This window comes from Clostridium sp. (assembly GCF_021372645.1).
GTDB lineage: Bacteria > Bacillota > Clostridia > Clostridiales > Clostridiaceae > Clostridium.
This window is the reverse complement of the sequence record NZ_JAJFUC010000063.1, coordinates 1-16,854: the sequence shown is the minus strand read 5'-3', so window position 1 is coordinate 16,854 and position 16,854 is coordinate 1. Positions and strand designations below refer to the sequence as shown.

The following is a 16,854-nucleotide window of genomic DNA, read 5'->3' as shown; positions in this document are numbered from 1 at the left end:
TTTTTTTAAAGGCTTATTAAAGTACGCCAATTTCTAGAGATTTTTTAGTTAAAGAAATATTATATATAAAAAACATCTCATATGTGCTAAAAAAGGAGCTCTCGCTAACGGATTTTAATCCGCTAATGCGACAGCCCCTTTTATTCATATAATCTAGCACTTATAAGTCTCTTTTTAATTTGAGGTCCAATTAATGATGCAATTACTATTTTTACTATGTCTCCTGGAATGAATGGAAGTACACCAACTGCTAACGCTTTATTGAATGCCATATGTGCTTCATATGCTAGCCATGCTGTTCCAAATATATATGTTACGATTGTACCGAGTAGCATTCCTAAGAAACACATATAAATTTTGTTTGAAAATTTATCGATGAAAATACCACTGATAAATGCCATAAAAATAAATCCAATTAGATATCCACCTGTTGGTCCAAATAATTTAGGAAATCCTCCAGAAAATCCTGAAAATACGGGTAGTCCTACAAGACCTATGAAAAGATAAACTATATAACTAAGTGTTCCTCTTTTTCCTCCAAGTGTATATATTGCAAAATAAATTGCAAGATTAGTTAATGAAATTGGTACTATTCCGATAGGTAGTGATAGTGGTCCTAAGATACAAGTAACTGCTGTCATGAATCCAATTAATGTTAATTGACGGGTATTAATGTTTTTTGTATTTTCCATAATTTCATTCTCCTTTTATAGGCTTCTATTGCTTTATCAAAATCAGCACCAGTTAATGCTCTTCCTGCTGTAACGATAGAGTAGCGATGTACGCTATTTGCCTCATTTTTTTTACAATCTTCTAAAATTACATCCCACATAAAATTGTCAAAATCAAGTTTAAATTGAGTATACAATTTATTTTATATATTGTCAACTTTAAATTTAAATTCAGTTAACGATTTAGTGGCAGTAGATTTTAAAAATAAATTTATTACTTATGATAGTTGATGGGGTAAAAGTTAAAGTATATAAAATGGTAACTCCCATTTTTGTTAAATATGTTAGATATACGGAAATTTAACCCATTTCAAAATCAAAGTGTTAATGTGTATTAATTATAATAAATATTGGAAGTTATTATAAATTACGATATAATTTAATAAAAACACAACAGTAAGAGATTGAAAATTATCGACATAATCATCAACAGGTATACAAATAAAAGAGTATAAAAAGAAGGGAAGTGAAAATTTAGTGTTTTTGTGTGCTTATGATGCACTCTTTCACTAAAGATAATACATGGAAATAAAAAAAATAAAGGGAAACACATTTGTTATTGATACTGGAATGACATACATACCTTTTTATAAAATTAATGATGAAGAAATTATTATGTTGGATTCAGGATGGGCAGAAGGGGAGAGAGAAGGAATAGATGAGCTTTTAGAAGGAAACAACTTTAAGGTAGTTGGTATAATATGCAGCCATGCTCATATAGATCATATAGGAAATAATGCATATTTGAAGAAAAAATATAATTGTATTATAGCTATGTCAGCCTATGAAGCTCTTATTTGCAGTTCTACAGTTAATCTAAAGGTTTATTACAGCAACCAAACATTATCAGAGGTTAGAGAGTATTTTGGACATATGGTTTGTGAAACGGATATTATGATTCTGGATAATCAGGATAGTATATATGTATGTGGTATTAAATTTAAAATTCTTCATACACCGGGACATAGTCCTGCACATATATGCATTACTACTCCAGATGATGTTGCATATTTAGGAGATGCTCTCATAAGCTACGAAGTAATGAAAGGGACTAAAATGCCTTACGCTTATATACTTAGAGAGGATCTAGAGAGTAAAATAAAGCTTTATGATCTAAAATGTAGCAAATACGTAGTGGCTCACAAGGGCATGTATGATGATATTGAAAAACTTATAACTGATAATATAAATTTCTATAAGAATGGAGCAGAAAGCGTGAATGCCGTCATAGATTGTGCTATGGCAATGGAAGATATTTTGAAGGCTGTTATTAAAAAATTTAATATTTATGTAAACAACAGATATAAATATACTGTAATAGAAGAGATAGTAAAGTCTTATGTTGAATATTTGAATGAAACAGGAATTATAGAGTTAAATATTGATGATGGATTTCTTAAATATTCAAAACACCTATTTGATGTTTAGTAAGTCTCATTGTTGTTTTTAGGGTTGGCCATAGGAAAAATAAATAAATAGGTACACAAAAAAATAGATGGTTTTTGACCATCTATTTTTATTTTTAGAAATTTAAGCCACAATATAATAAGTAACGTTATTATCAGTAAGTTTAGCTTCAGACATTTTAACAAAAGTACCAGCACTAGTTTTAAAGATGTCTTTTGAGATTATTGTATCCATTAAGCAGCTTTTATTATTTATTATATAGCTAGTTTATTTAGATCATCTTCATATAAAGTTTCTTTTTCTAATAATTCTAAGGCAATTTTATCAAGAACGTCTCTATTTTCTTTTAAAAGTTCAAGAGTTTCCTCATAAAGTTGATTAACAAGATTTTTACATTCTTCGATAACTGGATTTCCATAACTACTATATAGAGAACCAACACTTGAAAGTTTTATAAGTCCCAAGGTTTCTCCCATACCATATTCGGTAATCATTTTTAATGCAATATCAGTAGTTTGAGATAAATCTCCAACTGCTCCAGTAGAAATTTTATCTTTCCCAAAAATAATTTCTTCAGCAGCTCTACCACCAAGTGAAACTTTGATTTTATTCTTTAAATAATCGATTCTATGATAGTTACTATCCTCGGGAATAGTTAATGTATAACCACCAGCGCCTTTAGTAGTAGGTATAATTGTTATCTTAGAAACCTTGTCCTGCGGAAGTAGTAACATAGAAATTAATCCATGTCCTGTCTCATGATATGAAGTAAGAAGCTTGTCCTCTTCCTTAAGATAACTTCTTTCTTTTTTCTCATGTCCAGCTAAAGTTATAGAGTAAGCACTTTCTATATGAGCTGAAGTAATAAACTTACTATTATCTTTAGCAGCTAAAATAGCACTTTCATTTACTAAACTTTCTAATTTTGCTCCAGAGAAGTATATAGTTTTTTTTGCAATATCTTTTATATCAAAATTTTCATGAGGTTTATTTTTAAAATGTAGAGATAAAATCTTTTCTCTAGCATTAACATCTGGCAATGATACTTCTATATGTCTATCAAATCTACCTGGTCTAAGAAGAGCCTTATCTAGCATGTCTAATCTATTTGTAGCAGCAATTACTACTATACCGTCTTCTTGTCCGAAACCAGACATTTCTGTTAAAAGAGCATTTAATGTTTGATCTTTTTCATCATTGCTAGAGCCATTTTTATTATTACCTCTTGCCTTACCTATAGCATCAATTTCATCGATGAATATTACAGCTTTTCCATGAGATTTTGCTTTTTTAAATAAATTTCTTACTCTTGCAGCACCAACTCCAACATACACTTGAACGAAGTCAGAACCACTAAGAGCGTAAAATGGAACGCCAGCCTCACCAGCTACTGCTTTTGCAAGTAATGTTTTACCTGTACCAGGTTCACCATAAAGAATAACCCCCTTAGGCATTCTTGCACCATATTTTTGGTATTTTTCAGGATTTTTAAGAAAATCCACAATATCCATTAAACTTTCTTTAGCTTCTTCATTACCAGCTACAGCGTGAAAATCTAAAGCATCTTTTTTATTTTTGCTAAAATCCTGCATGTCCATAGATGTCACAGAAGAACCATGAGCTCTAGCTTTATATGCAAGCATAGCCACTATTGTTAAAAGTGATAGACCCAAAATGCCAGCAGGAATAGCTTTTGCAAGAGGGGGAGTGATTTCATCTTTAACTTCTATTCCCTTTAATAATAAACTTTCTTTTAAAGTATCTGTATTTGGATTATCAGTAGAATATTTATCACCATTATTTAGCAATATAGTCATTTTAGGAGAATTGTCAATTATTACTGTAGATATATTATTAGAGTTTAAATCTTCTGTAAAGATAGAATAGCTTTTGTTAATTGTTTTTGTATTAAATGATATTATTACCATAGCTATAATTGATAGTATTGCAGTAACTATAGGAATGATAATATAATATTTTTTTATTTTATTCATTAAGCACCTCCAAATTTTAAAAAGTAACTTAATATTGATTATACAGACTTAAAATTAGAAGTCTAGTTTCTTTCATGCTTTTTACCAATGTAATTTTTGGATGATTTATAAAAACATAATTTTTATACCAATTACAATTTTATGTGTAGTATTTAAATGAAGTCAGGATAATATGTTCATTATTTTTATATAAGAATATAGAAAGCTTTATAGTATAACTTGGAGACGTTTAGCAGAAGAAATCATATTATGAAGTAGTTAATTATTTTGAAGGGACAAAAATCATGTATAGATTAGGAGATAGTGATAATTACAACTTTGATGATTATGCCAGCGCTAAATATGGTAATAAGCTTAAAGTTTTTGGGAAAGGTACAGTAAGTGTAAAACCAGATGCAGCAGAGGTAGTACTTGGTGTTGTAACAGAAAATACACAATTAGAAGTAGCACAAGAAGAAAATGCTAAGGCAATTCAGCAAGTTATAAATAGTATAGAGGAAATAGGAGTGTTGCCTAAATATATACAAACTCAAAATTATAATATTAGACCTAATTATGATTATATTAATGGAAGACAAGTTTTTAGAAATTATGAAGTAAGTAATAATTTAAAGGTTCTTATTCGAAATATTAATTCTGCAGGTGAAATAATTGACACTGCAGTAAAAAATGGTGCCAATACTGTAAGTGATATTAGTTTTGTTATTTCGGATCAAACAAAGTATTATTACGAAGCATTAAGGTTGTCTACTATAGATGCTCAAAATAAGGCTAGTGTTATGGCTAATAAACTTAATGTAAAATTAAATATTATACCAATACAAATTAACGAGCAGGATAAGGGGACCATAGCCCCATTAGGAATAATGACTCTTAAACAGGTAAGCAATGCTACACCTATTGAAGCTGGAGAAAATACAATAATTGCAGACATTGAAGCTATATTTTTATACACTGAGTATTAATAATTGTATAATCAAAAGTTGTATAATAATTATAAATTAGTTAAGTTAGTTTTAAATGTATAAGGCATATTCAAAAAAACAACAAGTCAGTATGTTTTTCTAATGGGAGCGCTATGCGGCAAAAATACTTCCTTGTCTGACACAAAATATATATCACATCTTAGACTTGTTATTTTCTTTCATATGCCTAAAGCTAAAAATCCAATGCTTAACTATATTAAGCATTGGATTAATATTTCTAATATAATATCCAAAATACCGGTACTCTAATTTTGACCCCTATCTTACGATAGGTGGGTGTTCTCACAGATATCTCAATCGCCTTCAGTGCCACATAAATGGACTTATATGAAAGTACATTTCTTTATCTAAATATTGAACTCCCGAAATATAAATGTAGGTTCAAAATAAGAGCTTAACGAATATTTCAGAATTTATGATATATGTATCATGCATACATTGTCTACAATTAATCTTCTTATGTTACAGATTTAATTTACTTAACTGGTTATTCTAAGATACTGTAGTTATTCATATGGCACGAAAATTATCTATAAAGTAATTGTTCTCTTGTTATGAGATTATAGTAACATATTTAACGTTGCTGTACAAGGTATATAAATGTGGTAATTATCAAAAATTAATTTTTATTGTTTTTATAGGTTGTTTAATAACTCTAGTAGGGAAGTATGGCTTACTATATGATAATAAAACTATAATATAATAAATAAAAAATACTTTTAAAATATAGAAAAGTGATAACAATGAAAAAGAATTAAAAATAAGTGGTTAATAGCTGTTAATGTGACTAGTTATTGACCGTTTATTTTTATATACCTAAATTTTATAATCCATTTTTAGTACTTGCGGAGGCATCATAGAATTCAGCATCATAGATTTAGAACTTAAAAGAATTCAATTATGAACCAATTTACTGCAGAGCGAATAATATAATATGTAGAGTGTTTACTAATAAATTTAAGGATATTATTATAGGGTAGGTGCTTGAAATGGTTATAGCATTTAATCAAATTATGTTGAATTTAAAACAAGGATATTATAGATATATTGGTTCAGGTTCTGGCAGGAAAGTATTCGATTTGGGCAATGGATTTGTAATCAAAGTGGCTAAAAATCAAGCTGGAATTGCACAAAATAAGACGGAGTATAAAATTTCAGCTAATGATACTTCCAATTTATTTGCAAAAGTTATAGACATTTCAAATGACTTTAAGTTACTAATAATGCAAAAGGCATATAAAATAAATAATATTTCATATGTATGGAAGTATTTTAATGTTAAAAGTAAAAGGGAACTGCTTAACTCTAAAGAACTACAGAATATTAAGAGGAATTATAATTTATTATTGGATGATATTAGTAGAAGAAGTAGCTGGGGAATTATTAATGGAAGGCCTATGATTATTGATTATGGTTTTACAAGAGAAGTCATGGAAAGATATTATTAATTTATTTAAATATAAAGCAGAATATTATATATTATATTCTGCTATAGTATGTAACAACGCTATAAGAGAATATACTAAAACTTAGAAAAGAAAGAGAAATGGATTTAAAGTACAATTAATAATTCCAATTGTCTTAAGGCAGCGAACTTATAAAAAGTAGATTTACTGCCTTTCCAAGTTTTATCAAACACCTAATACAATCTTCGCTTGACCCTATAGAATAAGTTGGAATCTCATTATAATAAATATTAATAGACTATAAGAAGACTTTTCCTAACTGTATAGAATCGTATCTATCCTAACTATAAGCCTTTTGACTTATAGAAAAGCTTTGACAGATATACATCCTTTTAAGAATATATATCATTACTTAACTGTTAATTCCCTTATAATATTAGCATATCCCCAAAATAGTAGTTGATACAATGAAATTCATGAAATAGTAGTAAAATATTAACTAATTGATTAACCATGCTTTCTTAAACATGTTTATACCTTCAACAATATCACTTTCAAGAATGCCACCAAAACCAAGTAGAACCATATTACTAGGATATTCATCTTTTCCTTTAACAAAAGAGTCTCTAATTTAGTTCAACGACATATAAAAAATGATCCAAGAGAAATTTCTCATTGGATCATTTTTTGTTTTTTACCTTTTTATCTTTATCTTTATCTTTTTCATTACCATTTCCGTTCACGTTTCCCCTTACTTGTGGTACAATCTGAGTAACTTTTTGTCCTTGGCTAATGACTAAATCAATTTTTCCGTTCTTTTCATAGTAAGTATCTGATGCTGGTGATTGATTAATAATTAGACCTTTGGGCACAGTATCGCTATATTCAGTTATTATATTGCCAAGCAAAAATCCATTATTAACTATAGTGTTTTTAGCAACATCTTGAGTCATTCTACTAAGTGAAGGTACAAGTTTATTTTCATCTTCTGGTAATTTTACACTTTCTTCTGGGATGGTAATTTCTGATGTAGTTGCTTTTGTATCTGTGGAAGGTCCTTTGGAAAGATATTTTCCTAAAATACCAATAATGATAGCTAAGATAATTAATCCAATTGTTAGAAATATCTTTTTATTTTTACTTATGCTATTATTTTTGGATAGTACTTTTTTATCCTTTTTAATTATTATGGTTTCTGGAATTGTTTCTTGATTCATAACAACTGTGGAACCAATTTGTATATCAGATAATGTTACATCTGGCATCATAATAACCGTTGTAGAATCTATTGACTTTTCATTAAAATTCACTTCTAAATTAGAATTCTCCTTGATTGCATTTAAAATCTCAGCAAGTTCCTTAGCTGTTTGAAATCTATTAATAGGTTCTTTCTCCAGGGCCTTTAAAATTACTGTATTTATATTTTCAGGTATATCAGTAATGATTTCATTTGATGGAATAACAGGCTCTTGAATATGCATTATAGCTACAGAAATAGAAGTTTCTGCATTAAAAGGTACTTGCCCAGTAATCATTTCATACATTACAACACCTAAGGCATATATATCAGTCCTACAATCTACAAACTTTCCTTTGGCTTGCTCTGGAGAAAAGTAATGTACAGAGCCTATAATTTTATTAGAATTAGTTATGGTTACTGAATCTGCAACTTTGGCTATTCCAAAATCAGTTAACTTAACTATATTATCCTCTGTGATTAAAATATTATCTGGTTTTATATCACGATGAATTATATTATTTTTATGAGCATATTGTAGTGCTTTAGCTATTTGAAAAGCTATATCTAAAGACTTCAAAGAGCTAAGTCTAACATTCTCATTTATTACTTGCTTTAATGTTTTTCCATTAATATATTCCATAACTATAAAGTTAATATTGTTTTCTGAACCAACATCATAAATGTTAACTATGTTTGGATTTGACAAGCTTGCAATTGAATTAGCTTCTCTTTTAAACCTAGTGATAAAATCTTTATCATCACTTAACTCTGCTTTTAATATTTTTACAGCTACAAATCTATTTAATAAAGTGCATTTTGCTTTATAAACAATTCCCATGCCACCTTCACCAATTTTTTCTAATAATTTATATCTGTTTAAAAGTAATGTCCCTATCATTTTGTCCCCCTATAAAAAACAATAATACATGTATTATATCATAAATAGTGTTTTTATCTAAAATTATTGCACAATCAATAGAAGAATATGGTACGCTTGAATCTATTGAACTGAAGAAAAAAGGTGTCTTAAAATGTACTCCAGCTCTAAGTACTTCTGATTGATAACCAGATTAACCTTTCAATTCAAAAATACATCTGTCCTCCGTGAATTGACATATTGAGAAATATAAGATATCATATAATTCGTCAAGATGTATGATTTTTTTCGAGAATTGCTAATTATACTGGTAATCTACAGATTAATATTAATAATTTATCTAAAATACTTAAAAACAAAAAAAGTATTATAAAAGCATTAAGGCACTAACAAAAAAATAACAAGTCTAATTTAATAAAAATAAAAAAGTATCCTTTAAATTATGCTTTAATAGTTAATATCAACACAAACTAAAAAGTATAACAAAGGATACACTTAAAATGGAGGGACTATTTTTATGAAAAGAAAAATTTCTTTGCTTTTGGTACTGGCTATGACAACTTCATTAATGCTAGTAGGTTGTGCTTCTAAGTCAGAATCAAAAGCAAATGTGGACAGTGATGTGATAAAAATCGGAGTGTTTGAACCAATGACAGGTGCTAATGCAGCTGGAGGTCAACTTGAAGTGGAAGGAGCAAAACTTGCTAATAAGCTTTATCCAACGGTTCTTGGCAAAAAGGTAGAATTAGTTTTTGCAGATAATAAGTCTGATAAAGTTGAAGCAGCGAGTGCAGTTTCAAATCTTGTAGAACAAGAAAATGTTAATGCAATTATAGGAAGTTGGGGAAGTGGAAATTCCATGGGCGCAGGAGACGTTGTTATGGAGGCAAAGGTTCCAACCGTTGGAGCATCTTGTACAAATCCTTTAGTAACGGTCGGAAATGATTATTATTTTAGAGTTTGTTTTATAGATCCTTTCCAAGGTAAGGTTATGGCAAAGTATGCAGCAGAAAAATTGAAAGCTAAAAAGGTAGCATTTATTGAAGATGTTTCTAGTGATTATTCAGTTGGACTTTGTAAGTTTTTCTCTGATACTTTTGTGGAGATTACAGGAGATAAAGATGCTATTGTAGCTAAATCTAAATACAATACAGGAGATCAAGATTTTTCAGCACAGCTTATTAATATAAAAGGTAGTAATCCAGATGTAATATTTGCTCCAGGTAATTTTACTGAATGTGCTTTAATAATAAAACAAGCAAGGCAACTTGGAATTACAACTCCTATTATAGGATCTGATACTTGGGAAACACCAGAGTTTATAGATATAGGTAGTGATGCAGTAGAAGGATCAGTTTTTTCAACCTTTTTTGCGACAGAAACTCCTATAACACAAGAATCAAAGGTTTTTCTTGATGCTTATAGAGAAGAATATAATAAAGAACCTTCAGCAGTTACAGCTTTATCTTATGATGCTTATTTAGTAATATTAGATGCAATAAAAAGAGCTGATTCTACAGAGCCAGCGAAAATAAGAGATGAAATCGCAAAAACTAAAAACTTTCCTGGTGCTGCTGGAGTAATTACTATAGATGAGAATAACAATGCAGTAAAAGATGCAGTTTTAAAGGTAGTTAAAGATGGTAAATTTACTTATCTTGATACCATAAAACCAGAAGAAAATTAGGAGGAGAAGATATGACTTTAGGTACATTTATGCAACATTTAGCAAATGGAATTTCAGTTGGAAGTTTATATGCACTTATAGCTATAGGTTATACTATGGTATATGGAATATTAAAACTTATAAATTTTGCTCATGGAGATATATTTATGATGGCTGCTTATTTCGCATTTTTCGGAGTAACTACTTTCGGTCTTCCATGGTATGTTTCTTTTGTAATAGCTATAATTTTAACTGCAGTTCTAGGTGTTATAATTGAATTTGCAGCATATAAACCGCTTAGAAGTGCACCGAAAATATCTATTTTAATTTCTGCTATTGGTGTTTCATTCTTACTTGAAAATTTAGCAGTTGTTTTATTTGGTGGAATGCCAAAAGCATTTCCAACACCAAAAATACTTACAGATGTAGTTGTTATAGGTGGAGTTTCTATTCAAAACCTCACTTTTATAATTCCTGTAGTAACAATAATATTATTATTTGTTTTACTACATCTAGTTAATAAAACAAATATTGGTATGGCTATGAGAGCATCATCTAAAGACGTAGAAACAGCAAGCCTTATGGGTATAAAGGTAAATAGAATAATATCTTTTACTTTTGCTATAGGTTCAATTTTAGCTGGTATAGGATCAATGATGTGGTCTGTTAAATATCCACAAATAATTGGAACAATGGGAATCATTCCTGGACTTAAGTGCTTTATAGCTGCTGTTATAGGTGGTATAGGTGATATTAAAGGAGCAGTTATTGGAGGGTTTATTCTTGGTATTGGTGAAATTATGTTAGTTGGTTTTCTCCCAGGATTAACTGGATATAGAGATGCTTTTGCTTTCATACTTTTAATAGTAATATTGCTATTTAAGCCTACAGGAATAATGGGAAAAAATTTAACAGAGAAGGTGTAAAATATGAACAATAGAAAAAAGTATTTAAATATAGCTCTTATTGCAATTGTATTTTTACTCTTATTAGCTGCAAATAATGGCTTGGACTCTTATAAAATTAGAATTTTAAATTTATGTGCAATATATACAATTTTTGGACTTAGTATGAATTTGATAAACGGATTTACTGGGTTATTTTCACTAGGACATGCTGGCTTTATAGCATTAGGTGCTTATACAACAGCACTTCTTACTATGTCTGAAAAAATTAAAACTCAGAATTTTTTTATGGAGTCTTTAATAGCTCCATTAAACCATACATCAATTCCATTTCTTCCAGCATTAATTATTGCAGGACTTGTTTCAGCATTAATAGCATTTTTAATAGGTGCTCCTGCTTTAAGGCTTAAAGGAGATTACTTAGCTATTGCGACACTTGGTTTTGCAGAAATTATAAGAGCAGTTATTAATAATGCTCAAAGCATAACTAATGGTGCATTAGGCCTTAGAGGTATTCCACACAAAACAAATTTATATTGGAGCTTTGGAATAGCAATTGCAACAATAATAATAATTGCGTCTCTTATAAATAGTTCTTACGGAAGAGCTTTAAAATCCATAAGGGAAGATGAAATTGCAGCTGAAAGTATGGGAATAAATTTATTTAAACATAAAACTATAGCTTTCGTTATAGGGGCTTTCTTTGCTGGAGTCGGCGGAGGTCTCCTCGGAAATTTAATGGGTACTATAGATCCTAATATGTTTAAATTTGTTTTCACTTTTAATATACTTCTTATAGTGGTAATTGGAGGTATGGGTAGCATTACTGGTACAGTAATTGCAGCTTTTATTGTAACAATTGGAGGAGAGCTTTTAAGATTTTTGGATATGGAAAAAGTATACAATTTTGGATTTGTAAGCTTTAGTGGTATTCCTGGGCTCAGAATGGTTATTTTTTCAATTTTACTTATGATTATAGTATTGTTCTTTAGAAATGGAATTATGGGAACCAAAGAATTTACATGGAAATCAATATTTAAATATTCAAATAAAAAACCTCTAGAAGAAGGAGGGAATAAATAATGGCACTACTAAAAGTAGAAAATGCAACAATGCAATTTGGAGGTCTTACTGCAGTAAAAGATTTTAATCTTGAAATTAATGAAGGTGAAATAGTTTCTTTGATTGGACCTAATGGAGCAGGTAAAACAACTGCTTTTAATATGATAACAAATGTTTATACACCTACAAATGGAAAAATAATTTTTAATAATACAGACATTACTGGAATGAGACAAGATATAATAACTAAAACAGGTATAGCAAGAACCTTTCAAAACATAAGACTTTTTAAAGACTTAAGTGTACTTGATAATGTATTAATCGCAAACCATGTTCATATTAAATCAAATTTTATTGAAGCCACACTAAACCTTTCTAAGTATAGAAGAGAAGAAAAGGAAATGATTGAAAAATCCCTTGCTCTTTTAGAAGAATTAGGACTTCAAGATTTAAGATATGAAAAGGCTACTTCTCTTCCTTATGGTAAACAAAGAAAACTTGAAATAGCAAGAGCACTTGCAACTAACCCTAAGCTTCTTCTTCTTGATGAACCAGCTGCGGGGATGAATCCTACAGAAACAGATGAACTTACAGCTTTTATTAGGGAAATTAAAGAAAAGTTCAATTTATCTATATTTATGATAGAGCATCATATGAATATGGTTATGGGTTTATCAGATAAAATACAAGTTTTTGAATATGGAATCACTATAGCTGAAGGTAAGCCTTCGGAAATACAAAATGATAAAAAGGTTATAGACGCATACTTGGGGGTATCTGAAGATGATTAAAATAGATGATTTAGTAGTGTCATATGGTGGTATAGAGGCTTTAAAAGGTATAAGCTTAGAGGTGCCAAGTGGAAAAATAGTAACTCTAGTTGGAGCTAACGGAGCCGGTAAAAGTACTACATTAAAATCAATAGTAGGTCTTGTTAAGCCTAAAAGTGGTAGTATAAATTATGAAGGCAAGGATTTAACAAAACTTAAGACTGAGGCTATGGTTAAAGAAGGCATTGCATTAGTTCCAGAAGGAAGAAGGGTTTTTACAGACCTTACAGTATTAGAAAATTTAAAAATAGGTGCTTATCTTAGAAAAGATAAAAAGGGGATAGAAGAGGATTTAGAAAAAGTATATTCACTTTTTCCAAGGCTTAAAGAAAGAGCTTGGCAAGTATCAGGGACTTTATCTGGTGGAGAACAACAAATGCTTGCTATAGGAAGAGCTCTTATGTGTAGACCTAAATTAATAATGATGGATGAACCTTCTTTAGGGCTTGCGCCTATAATAGTAAAAGAATTATTTGGGATTATAAAGAAAATTAATGAAGAAGGTATGACAGTTCTTCTAATAGAACAAAATGCTAATGCAGCTTTAAAAATAGCTGATATAGGTTATATTATGGAAACTGGAAGAATAACATTAACTGGTACAGGTAATGAATTACTTAATAATGAAGAAATTAAAAAAGCTTACCTTGGTGAACAACTGTAAGGCAAGTGAAACTAATTAACAACATATGATTTTAGGCAGTAAATTTTAGAATTAGAAAATTTACTGCCTTTTTTCACTTTTATTAATCTTAGAAAAATATTGATTTTTATGGATAATTATAAATTAAAGGGAAGCGTTTTTTTATTGTTTATTTTCGTCTGGTTTCTTAATAGTAATACTATTTTCTTCTGTTTCTGTAAGAGTAATAATATCTTCTTGCTTAGTTACTACTGATCCCTTAGAACTAGCCATGTTAGCTAGAACCATACTCATAATGCCTTCCATTGCATTAGGTGTTTTTCCATCAGTACCACCCATAATTACTGTTTGTGGAACAAGAGGAGATTTACTTATCTTTAGAGCCTCTGCAAAGGCTGTCATGACACTTTGTTGTACTTGTAATTCTGGTCCGCCGTAGGCATCAACCAAAGCCTTAGCAGCAGTACCTTTTGCTAAACCAACTTTTGTTTCTTGTTCTGCGGTAGCTTCTGCAACAGCTTTAATATTTAAGGCTTGTGCAATGCCGACTTTTTCAAGCTTGAAGGCTTCAGCGCCAGCTTGTAATTCTACTTGTTTAGCATTAGCACCTGCATTTAATTCAGTAGCTTTTGCATTAGCAGCAGCTTCAGCTTCTTTTGTATATCTTGAAGCATCTGCTTCCTGTGTTCTTTTATATTTGTCAGCTTCAGCAAGTTTTTGTGTTTTTAACGCTAACTGTTCAGCTAATTTTAATTCGGATTTACCTTTGTTATCTGCAACTTCTATGTCAATACTTGATTGTGTAAGAGCTGCTTGAGCTGCACTTTTTGCAATTGCTTCATTTAGCTCTCTTTGCTTCTCAGCGGATTTTTGTTTAGCTTCATTAGTTTTAATTTCTTCTAAAGCAACCTGCCTGTCCCTAAGTTGCGCTAGTATAAGTTCAATTCTCTTATCTGTGGCAGAAGCAGCAGGTGTACCAATTAATACTTCTTGTAATTCTAAGTCGTACAACTTAAATTTTTCTTTCATTTCTGCTGATGCTTGTTCTTGAATAGAACTTCTATCTTGAACCAACTCAATTAGAGTCTTAGTTTGACCAATATTTTTGAAATAACCTGCTATCATAGGATCAAGTGATTGTTCAATAAGCATTTTAATATCACCAAATCTTTGAATGACTGAAGATGCTTTTCTATAATCAATATTAAATACCACAGTAAGAGGTAAATTTGGTTCAAATGCATCCTTAGTTATAAGGCTTATTTCTTTTAAGTTATCATCTAATTTATGATCTCCTGACTGACCGCTAATCCACTTTAATATAACATTAGTAGTAGGAACAGGGACAATCTTTCCTGCATAAGTATTGAATGGATATTTACCTGGCATCATGGATTCTTTCCATATACCTTTTTTACCTTGCTCAACAAGTTCTCCATGTGAATAGGCTGATCCAGATACATCTTCGCCTTTATCACCAAAATAACTTACAACGACACCAACATATCCAATATCTATTATACTTTTTGGAACTATATCAACATTGGCAAATAATCTATTGATAAAATAAATCCCGTCTGTTAATACTTGCATTTGCTTACCTTTTCTACCATTAGCAGCTAAGAATTTTTCTGGTTCTTGGAAGTTATTGTGATAAAACTCATTTGTTATGCCATCCCCAACTATAGGAGCAATAATAGCTCCATTATCTGGAGTTGGTCCTTCATTAATAGTAACAATTCCAATTGTATCTTTATTTCTTATTGTGTTACCAAACTCATCTTGTTCAATAGCTTTTGTACTTGCTATAATTACAGGATTAAAGCCACTTACTCTGAGTAAATCACTTCTCATTGTTTCTATTTGTGCAGACTCATCTTTAGATGTGAATATTGAATGAACTTTATCTTTTGTAATTATAATAAATTGAGCTAAATTAAATGCATAGGTACCTTCACGAAGAACTTGTCTTTGAGGACCTTTTTGTCCACCGTTATTTAAAAAAGCAGCTACATCTTGAAAAGATTTGCTGTCACTCACAACTTTTCCAAGTGTTTGTCCATCAGAAAGGCTTTCTCCAGATCTTGCAAATACATATCCTATTTGACCTTGTGGTATAGTTACTAGTCTTATCTTTTTAACTTTATACTTAAAAGGTGTCTTAAAATGAACTCCGGCTCTAAGTACTTGTGGCTGATAGCCAGCTTCACCTTTTAACGCGATTAGACCGTCAGATGGCACAGAACCTTTTAAACTCCACCATTTTTCAACTATACCTACCTCATCTGTTCCAATACTTGTGAATCCTATCCCATAGAGTAGTAAAAATAATACAACAAGCCCTATAACAATGAAAATTAAAATTGATATTGTAGTTGAATCCATAATTTTACCTCCCAAAATTATTGTGTAATATAAGGATTTTATATTGCTAAATCCTATACTATTAGGTAATAATATTCCTTTTATCTTCAAATGTAAATACTGTAATAAACATTTATTTTTGTTTATATTAAAATTAATTACCAAATGTCCTTAAATTGATGATGTAGCACTTTAAAAATGCAAATAATGTTTAGGAAAACACCTCGTTAGATACAATGCTTGATATTTTTATTTTGAATTAAAAATAAACTTAAAAGAATGGAAGCAGAAATTCATCTAAGCTCCCATTCTTATTATTTAATGTTACTCTTTTTTATTAATTTAGTTCAGGTAATTCTAATATCTCAGATTCAGTTTCCTCTAGATTGTTTATAGTATTTTCAGTGAAAACTAAATCAACTTTATCCAAAGGAATAACTTTAGTTTTATGCTTGATTTTATACCATATATACAAGGCAACAAAGAGTGGAATTCCTATATAGGAAGCAATTAATCCTTGCCAATCAATTCCCTCTGGTTTTATACATGAGTATCCTTGACCAAGAATTATAATTATGCACATTAATAATGCTAGTATAGGTCCAAATGGATAGAATAGAGCTTTGTATTTTAAATTTTTCAAATTTTTACCTTGGTAAATAAATACTTTTCTAAATCTATAGTGACATAGTGCTATACCTACCCAAGCTATAAATCCAGCAAGACCAGATGCCGCAACTAGC

13 protein-coding genes, 1 other RNA gene and 2 pseudogenes are annotated in these 16,854 nt (G+C 30.0%); 8 read left to right on the top strand and 8 right to left on the bottom strand.

The features are described 5' to 3' along the window. Positions 1–140 precede the first annotated feature (140 nt). Together LLF98_RS10585 and LLF98_RS10580 are read right to left on the bottom strand one after the other, a co-directional pair. Complete coding sequence (locus LLF98_RS10585) at positions 141–692, bottom strand: biotin transporter BioY (RefSeq protein WP_291703323.1); 552 nt, start codon at positions 690–692, stop codon at positions 141–143. A 14-nt stretch (positions 693–706) separates the two neighbouring features. Next, a pseudogene (locus LLF98_RS10580) lies at positions 707–826 on the bottom strand (biotin synthase BioB); the annotation flags it as partial. Positions 827–1,253: 427 nt separating this feature from the next. Here LLF98_RS10580 and LLF98_RS10575 point away from each other — a divergent pair. Next, positions 1,254–2,159, top strand: coding sequence for an MBL fold metallo-hydrolase (locus LLF98_RS10575; RefSeq protein ID WP_291703321.1), 906 nt, complete (start codon positions 1,254–1,256; stop codon positions 2,157–2,159). Positions 2,160–2,261: 102 nt separating this feature from the next. Here LLF98_RS10575 and LLF98_RS15435 read toward each other — a convergent pair whose 3' ends face one another. Both LLF98_RS15435 and LLF98_RS10570 read right to left on the bottom strand, forming a co-directional pair. Beyond that, a complete protein-coding gene (locus LLF98_RS15435) occupies positions 2,262–2,372 on the bottom strand; it encodes a DUF2922 family protein (RefSeq protein WP_366512095.1) in 111 nt (36 codons plus the stop codon). 20 nt (positions 2,373–2,392) lie between these two features. Continuing rightward, positions 2,393–4,132, bottom strand: coding sequence for an FtsH/Yme1/Tma family ATP-dependent metallopeptidase (locus LLF98_RS10570; RefSeq protein ID WP_291703319.1), 1,740 nt, complete (start codon positions 4,130–4,132; stop codon positions 2,393–2,395). A gap of 284 nt (positions 4,133–4,416) precedes the next feature. On the opposite strand from LLF98_RS10570, the gene LLF98_RS10565 reads away from it, so the two are divergent. Beyond that, on the top strand, positions 4,417–5,097 hold the full coding sequence (locus LLF98_RS10565; RefSeq protein WP_291703317.1) for an SIMPL domain-containing protein: 681 nt from the start codon (positions 4,417–4,419) through the stop codon (positions 5,095–5,097). Between the two features lie 243 nt (positions 5,098–5,340). Here LLF98_RS10565 and ssrS read toward each other — a convergent pair. Continuing rightward, a non-coding RNA gene (gene ssrS / locus LLF98_RS10560) (6S RNA) lies at positions 5,341–5,534 on the bottom strand. Between the two features lie 573 nt (positions 5,535–6,107). Here ssrS and LLF98_RS10555 point away from each other — a divergent pair. Continuing rightward, positions 6,108–6,566 (top strand): hypothetical protein, encoded by a 459-nt coding sequence (locus LLF98_RS10555; protein WP_291703315.1) that lies wholly within the window; start codon positions 6,108–6,110, stop codon positions 6,564–6,566. A 638-nt stretch (positions 6,567–7,204) separates the two neighbouring features. On the opposite strand, the gene pknB is transcribed toward LLF98_RS10555, so the two are convergent. Beyond that, a complete protein-coding gene (gene pknB, locus LLF98_RS10550) occupies positions 7,205–8,662 on the bottom strand; it encodes a Stk1 family PASTA domain-containing Ser/Thr kinase (protein WP_291703313.1) in 1,458 nt (485 codons plus the stop codon). 496 nt (positions 8,663–9,158) lie between these two features. Here pknB and LLF98_RS10545 point away from each other — a divergent pair, with 496 nt between their 5' ends. From LLF98_RS10545 to LLF98_RS10525, 5 genes are read left to right on the top strand one after another with little or no spacing between them, the layout of a single operon-like run. Then, positions 9,159–10,328, top strand: a complete 1,170-nt coding sequence (locus LLF98_RS10545; RefSeq protein WP_291703311.1) for an ABC transporter substrate-binding protein — start codon at positions 9,159–9,161, stop codon at positions 10,326–10,328. 11 nt (positions 10,329–10,339) lie between these two features. Further along, a complete protein-coding gene (locus tag LLF98_RS10540; protein WP_291703309.1) occupies positions 10,340–11,233 on the top strand; it encodes a branched-chain amino acid ABC transporter permease in 894 nt (297 codons plus the stop codon). A 3-nt stretch (positions 11,234–11,236) separates the two neighbouring features. Further along, complete coding sequence (locus LLF98_RS10535) at positions 11,237–12,295, top strand: branched-chain amino acid ABC transporter permease (RefSeq protein ID WP_291703307.1); 1,059 nt, start codon at positions 11,237–11,239, stop codon at positions 12,293–12,295. Further along, positions 12,295–13,065 carry an ABC transporter ATP-binding protein gene (locus tag LLF98_RS10530; protein WP_291703305.1) on the top strand — a complete coding sequence of 257 codons (771 nt, stop codon included), beginning with the start codon at positions 12,295–12,297 and terminating at the stop codon, positions 13,063–13,065. The genes LLF98_RS10535 and LLF98_RS10530 overlap by 1 nt, the downstream gene beginning before the upstream one ends. Further along, positions 13,058–13,768 (top strand): ABC transporter ATP-binding protein, encoded by a 711-nt coding sequence (locus LLF98_RS10525; protein WP_291703303.1) that lies wholly within the window; start codon positions 13,058–13,060, stop codon positions 13,766–13,768. The genes LLF98_RS10530 and LLF98_RS10525 overlap by 8 nt, the downstream gene beginning before the upstream one ends. A gap of 141 nt (positions 13,769–13,909) precedes the next feature. On the opposite strand, the gene LLF98_RS10520 is transcribed toward LLF98_RS10525, so the two are convergent. Both LLF98_RS10520 and LLF98_RS10515 read right to left on the bottom strand, forming a co-directional pair. Continuing rightward, positions 13,910–16,132 carry an SPFH domain-containing protein gene (locus LLF98_RS10520; RefSeq protein WP_291703301.1) on the bottom strand — a complete coding sequence of 741 codons (2,223 nt, stop codon included), beginning with the start codon at positions 16,130–16,132 and terminating at the stop codon, positions 13,910–13,912. Between the two features lie 316 nt (positions 16,133–16,448). Continuing rightward, positions 16,449–16,854 (bottom strand): annotated as a pseudogene (locus LLF98_RS10515) (gamma-aminobutyrate permease); the annotation flags it as partial.

Excerpts from the sequence above, each read along its gene's own strand:
- LLF98_RS10575 (WP_291703321.1), top strand. The coding sequence starts at position 1,254 with ATGGAAATAAAAAAAATAAAGGGAAACACATTTGTTATTGATACTGGA.
- LLF98_RS10565 (WP_291703317.1), top strand. The coding sequence starts at position 4,417 with ATGTATAGATTAGGAGATAGTGATAATTACAACTTTGATGATTATGCC.
- pknB (WP_291703313.1), bottom strand. The coding sequence starts at position 8,662 with ATGATAGGGACATTACTTTTAAACAGATATAAATTATTAGAAAAAATT.
- LLF98_RS10585 (WP_291703323.1), bottom strand. The coding sequence starts at position 692 with ATGGAAAATACAAAAAACATTAATACCCGTCAATTAACATTAATTGGA.
- LLF98_RS10525 (WP_291703303.1), top strand. The coding sequence starts at position 13,058 with ATGATTAAAATAGATGATTTAGTAGTGTCATATGGTGGTATAGAGGCT.
- LLF98_RS10555 (WP_291703315.1), top strand. The coding sequence starts at position 6,108 with ATGGTTATAGCATTTAATCAAATTATGTTGAATTTAAAACAAGGATAT.
- LLF98_RS10545 (WP_291703311.1), top strand. The coding sequence starts at position 9,159 with ATGAAAAGAAAAATTTCTTTGCTTTTGGTACTGGCTATGACAACTTCA.
- LLF98_RS10535 (WP_291703307.1), top strand. The coding sequence starts at position 11,237 with ATGAACAATAGAAAAAAGTATTTAAATATAGCTCTTATTGCAATTGTA.
- LLF98_RS10520 (WP_291703301.1), bottom strand. The coding sequence starts at position 16,132 with ATGGATTCAACTACAATATCAATTTTAATTTTCATTGTTATAGGGCTT.
- LLF98_RS10540 (WP_291703309.1), top strand. The coding sequence starts at position 10,340 with ATGACTTTAGGTACATTTATGCAACATTTAGCAAATGGAATTTCAGTT.
- LLF98_RS10570 (WP_291703319.1), bottom strand. The coding sequence starts at position 4,132 with ATGAATAAAATAAAAAAATATTATATTATCATTCCTATAGTTACTGCA.
- LLF98_RS10530 (WP_291703305.1), top strand. The coding sequence starts at position 12,295 with ATGGCACTACTAAAAGTAGAAAATGCAACAATGCAATTTGGAGGTCTT.
- LLF98_RS15435 (WP_366512095.1), bottom strand. The coding sequence starts at position 2,372 with ATGGATACAATAATCTCAAAAGACATCTTTAAAACTAGTGCTGGTACT.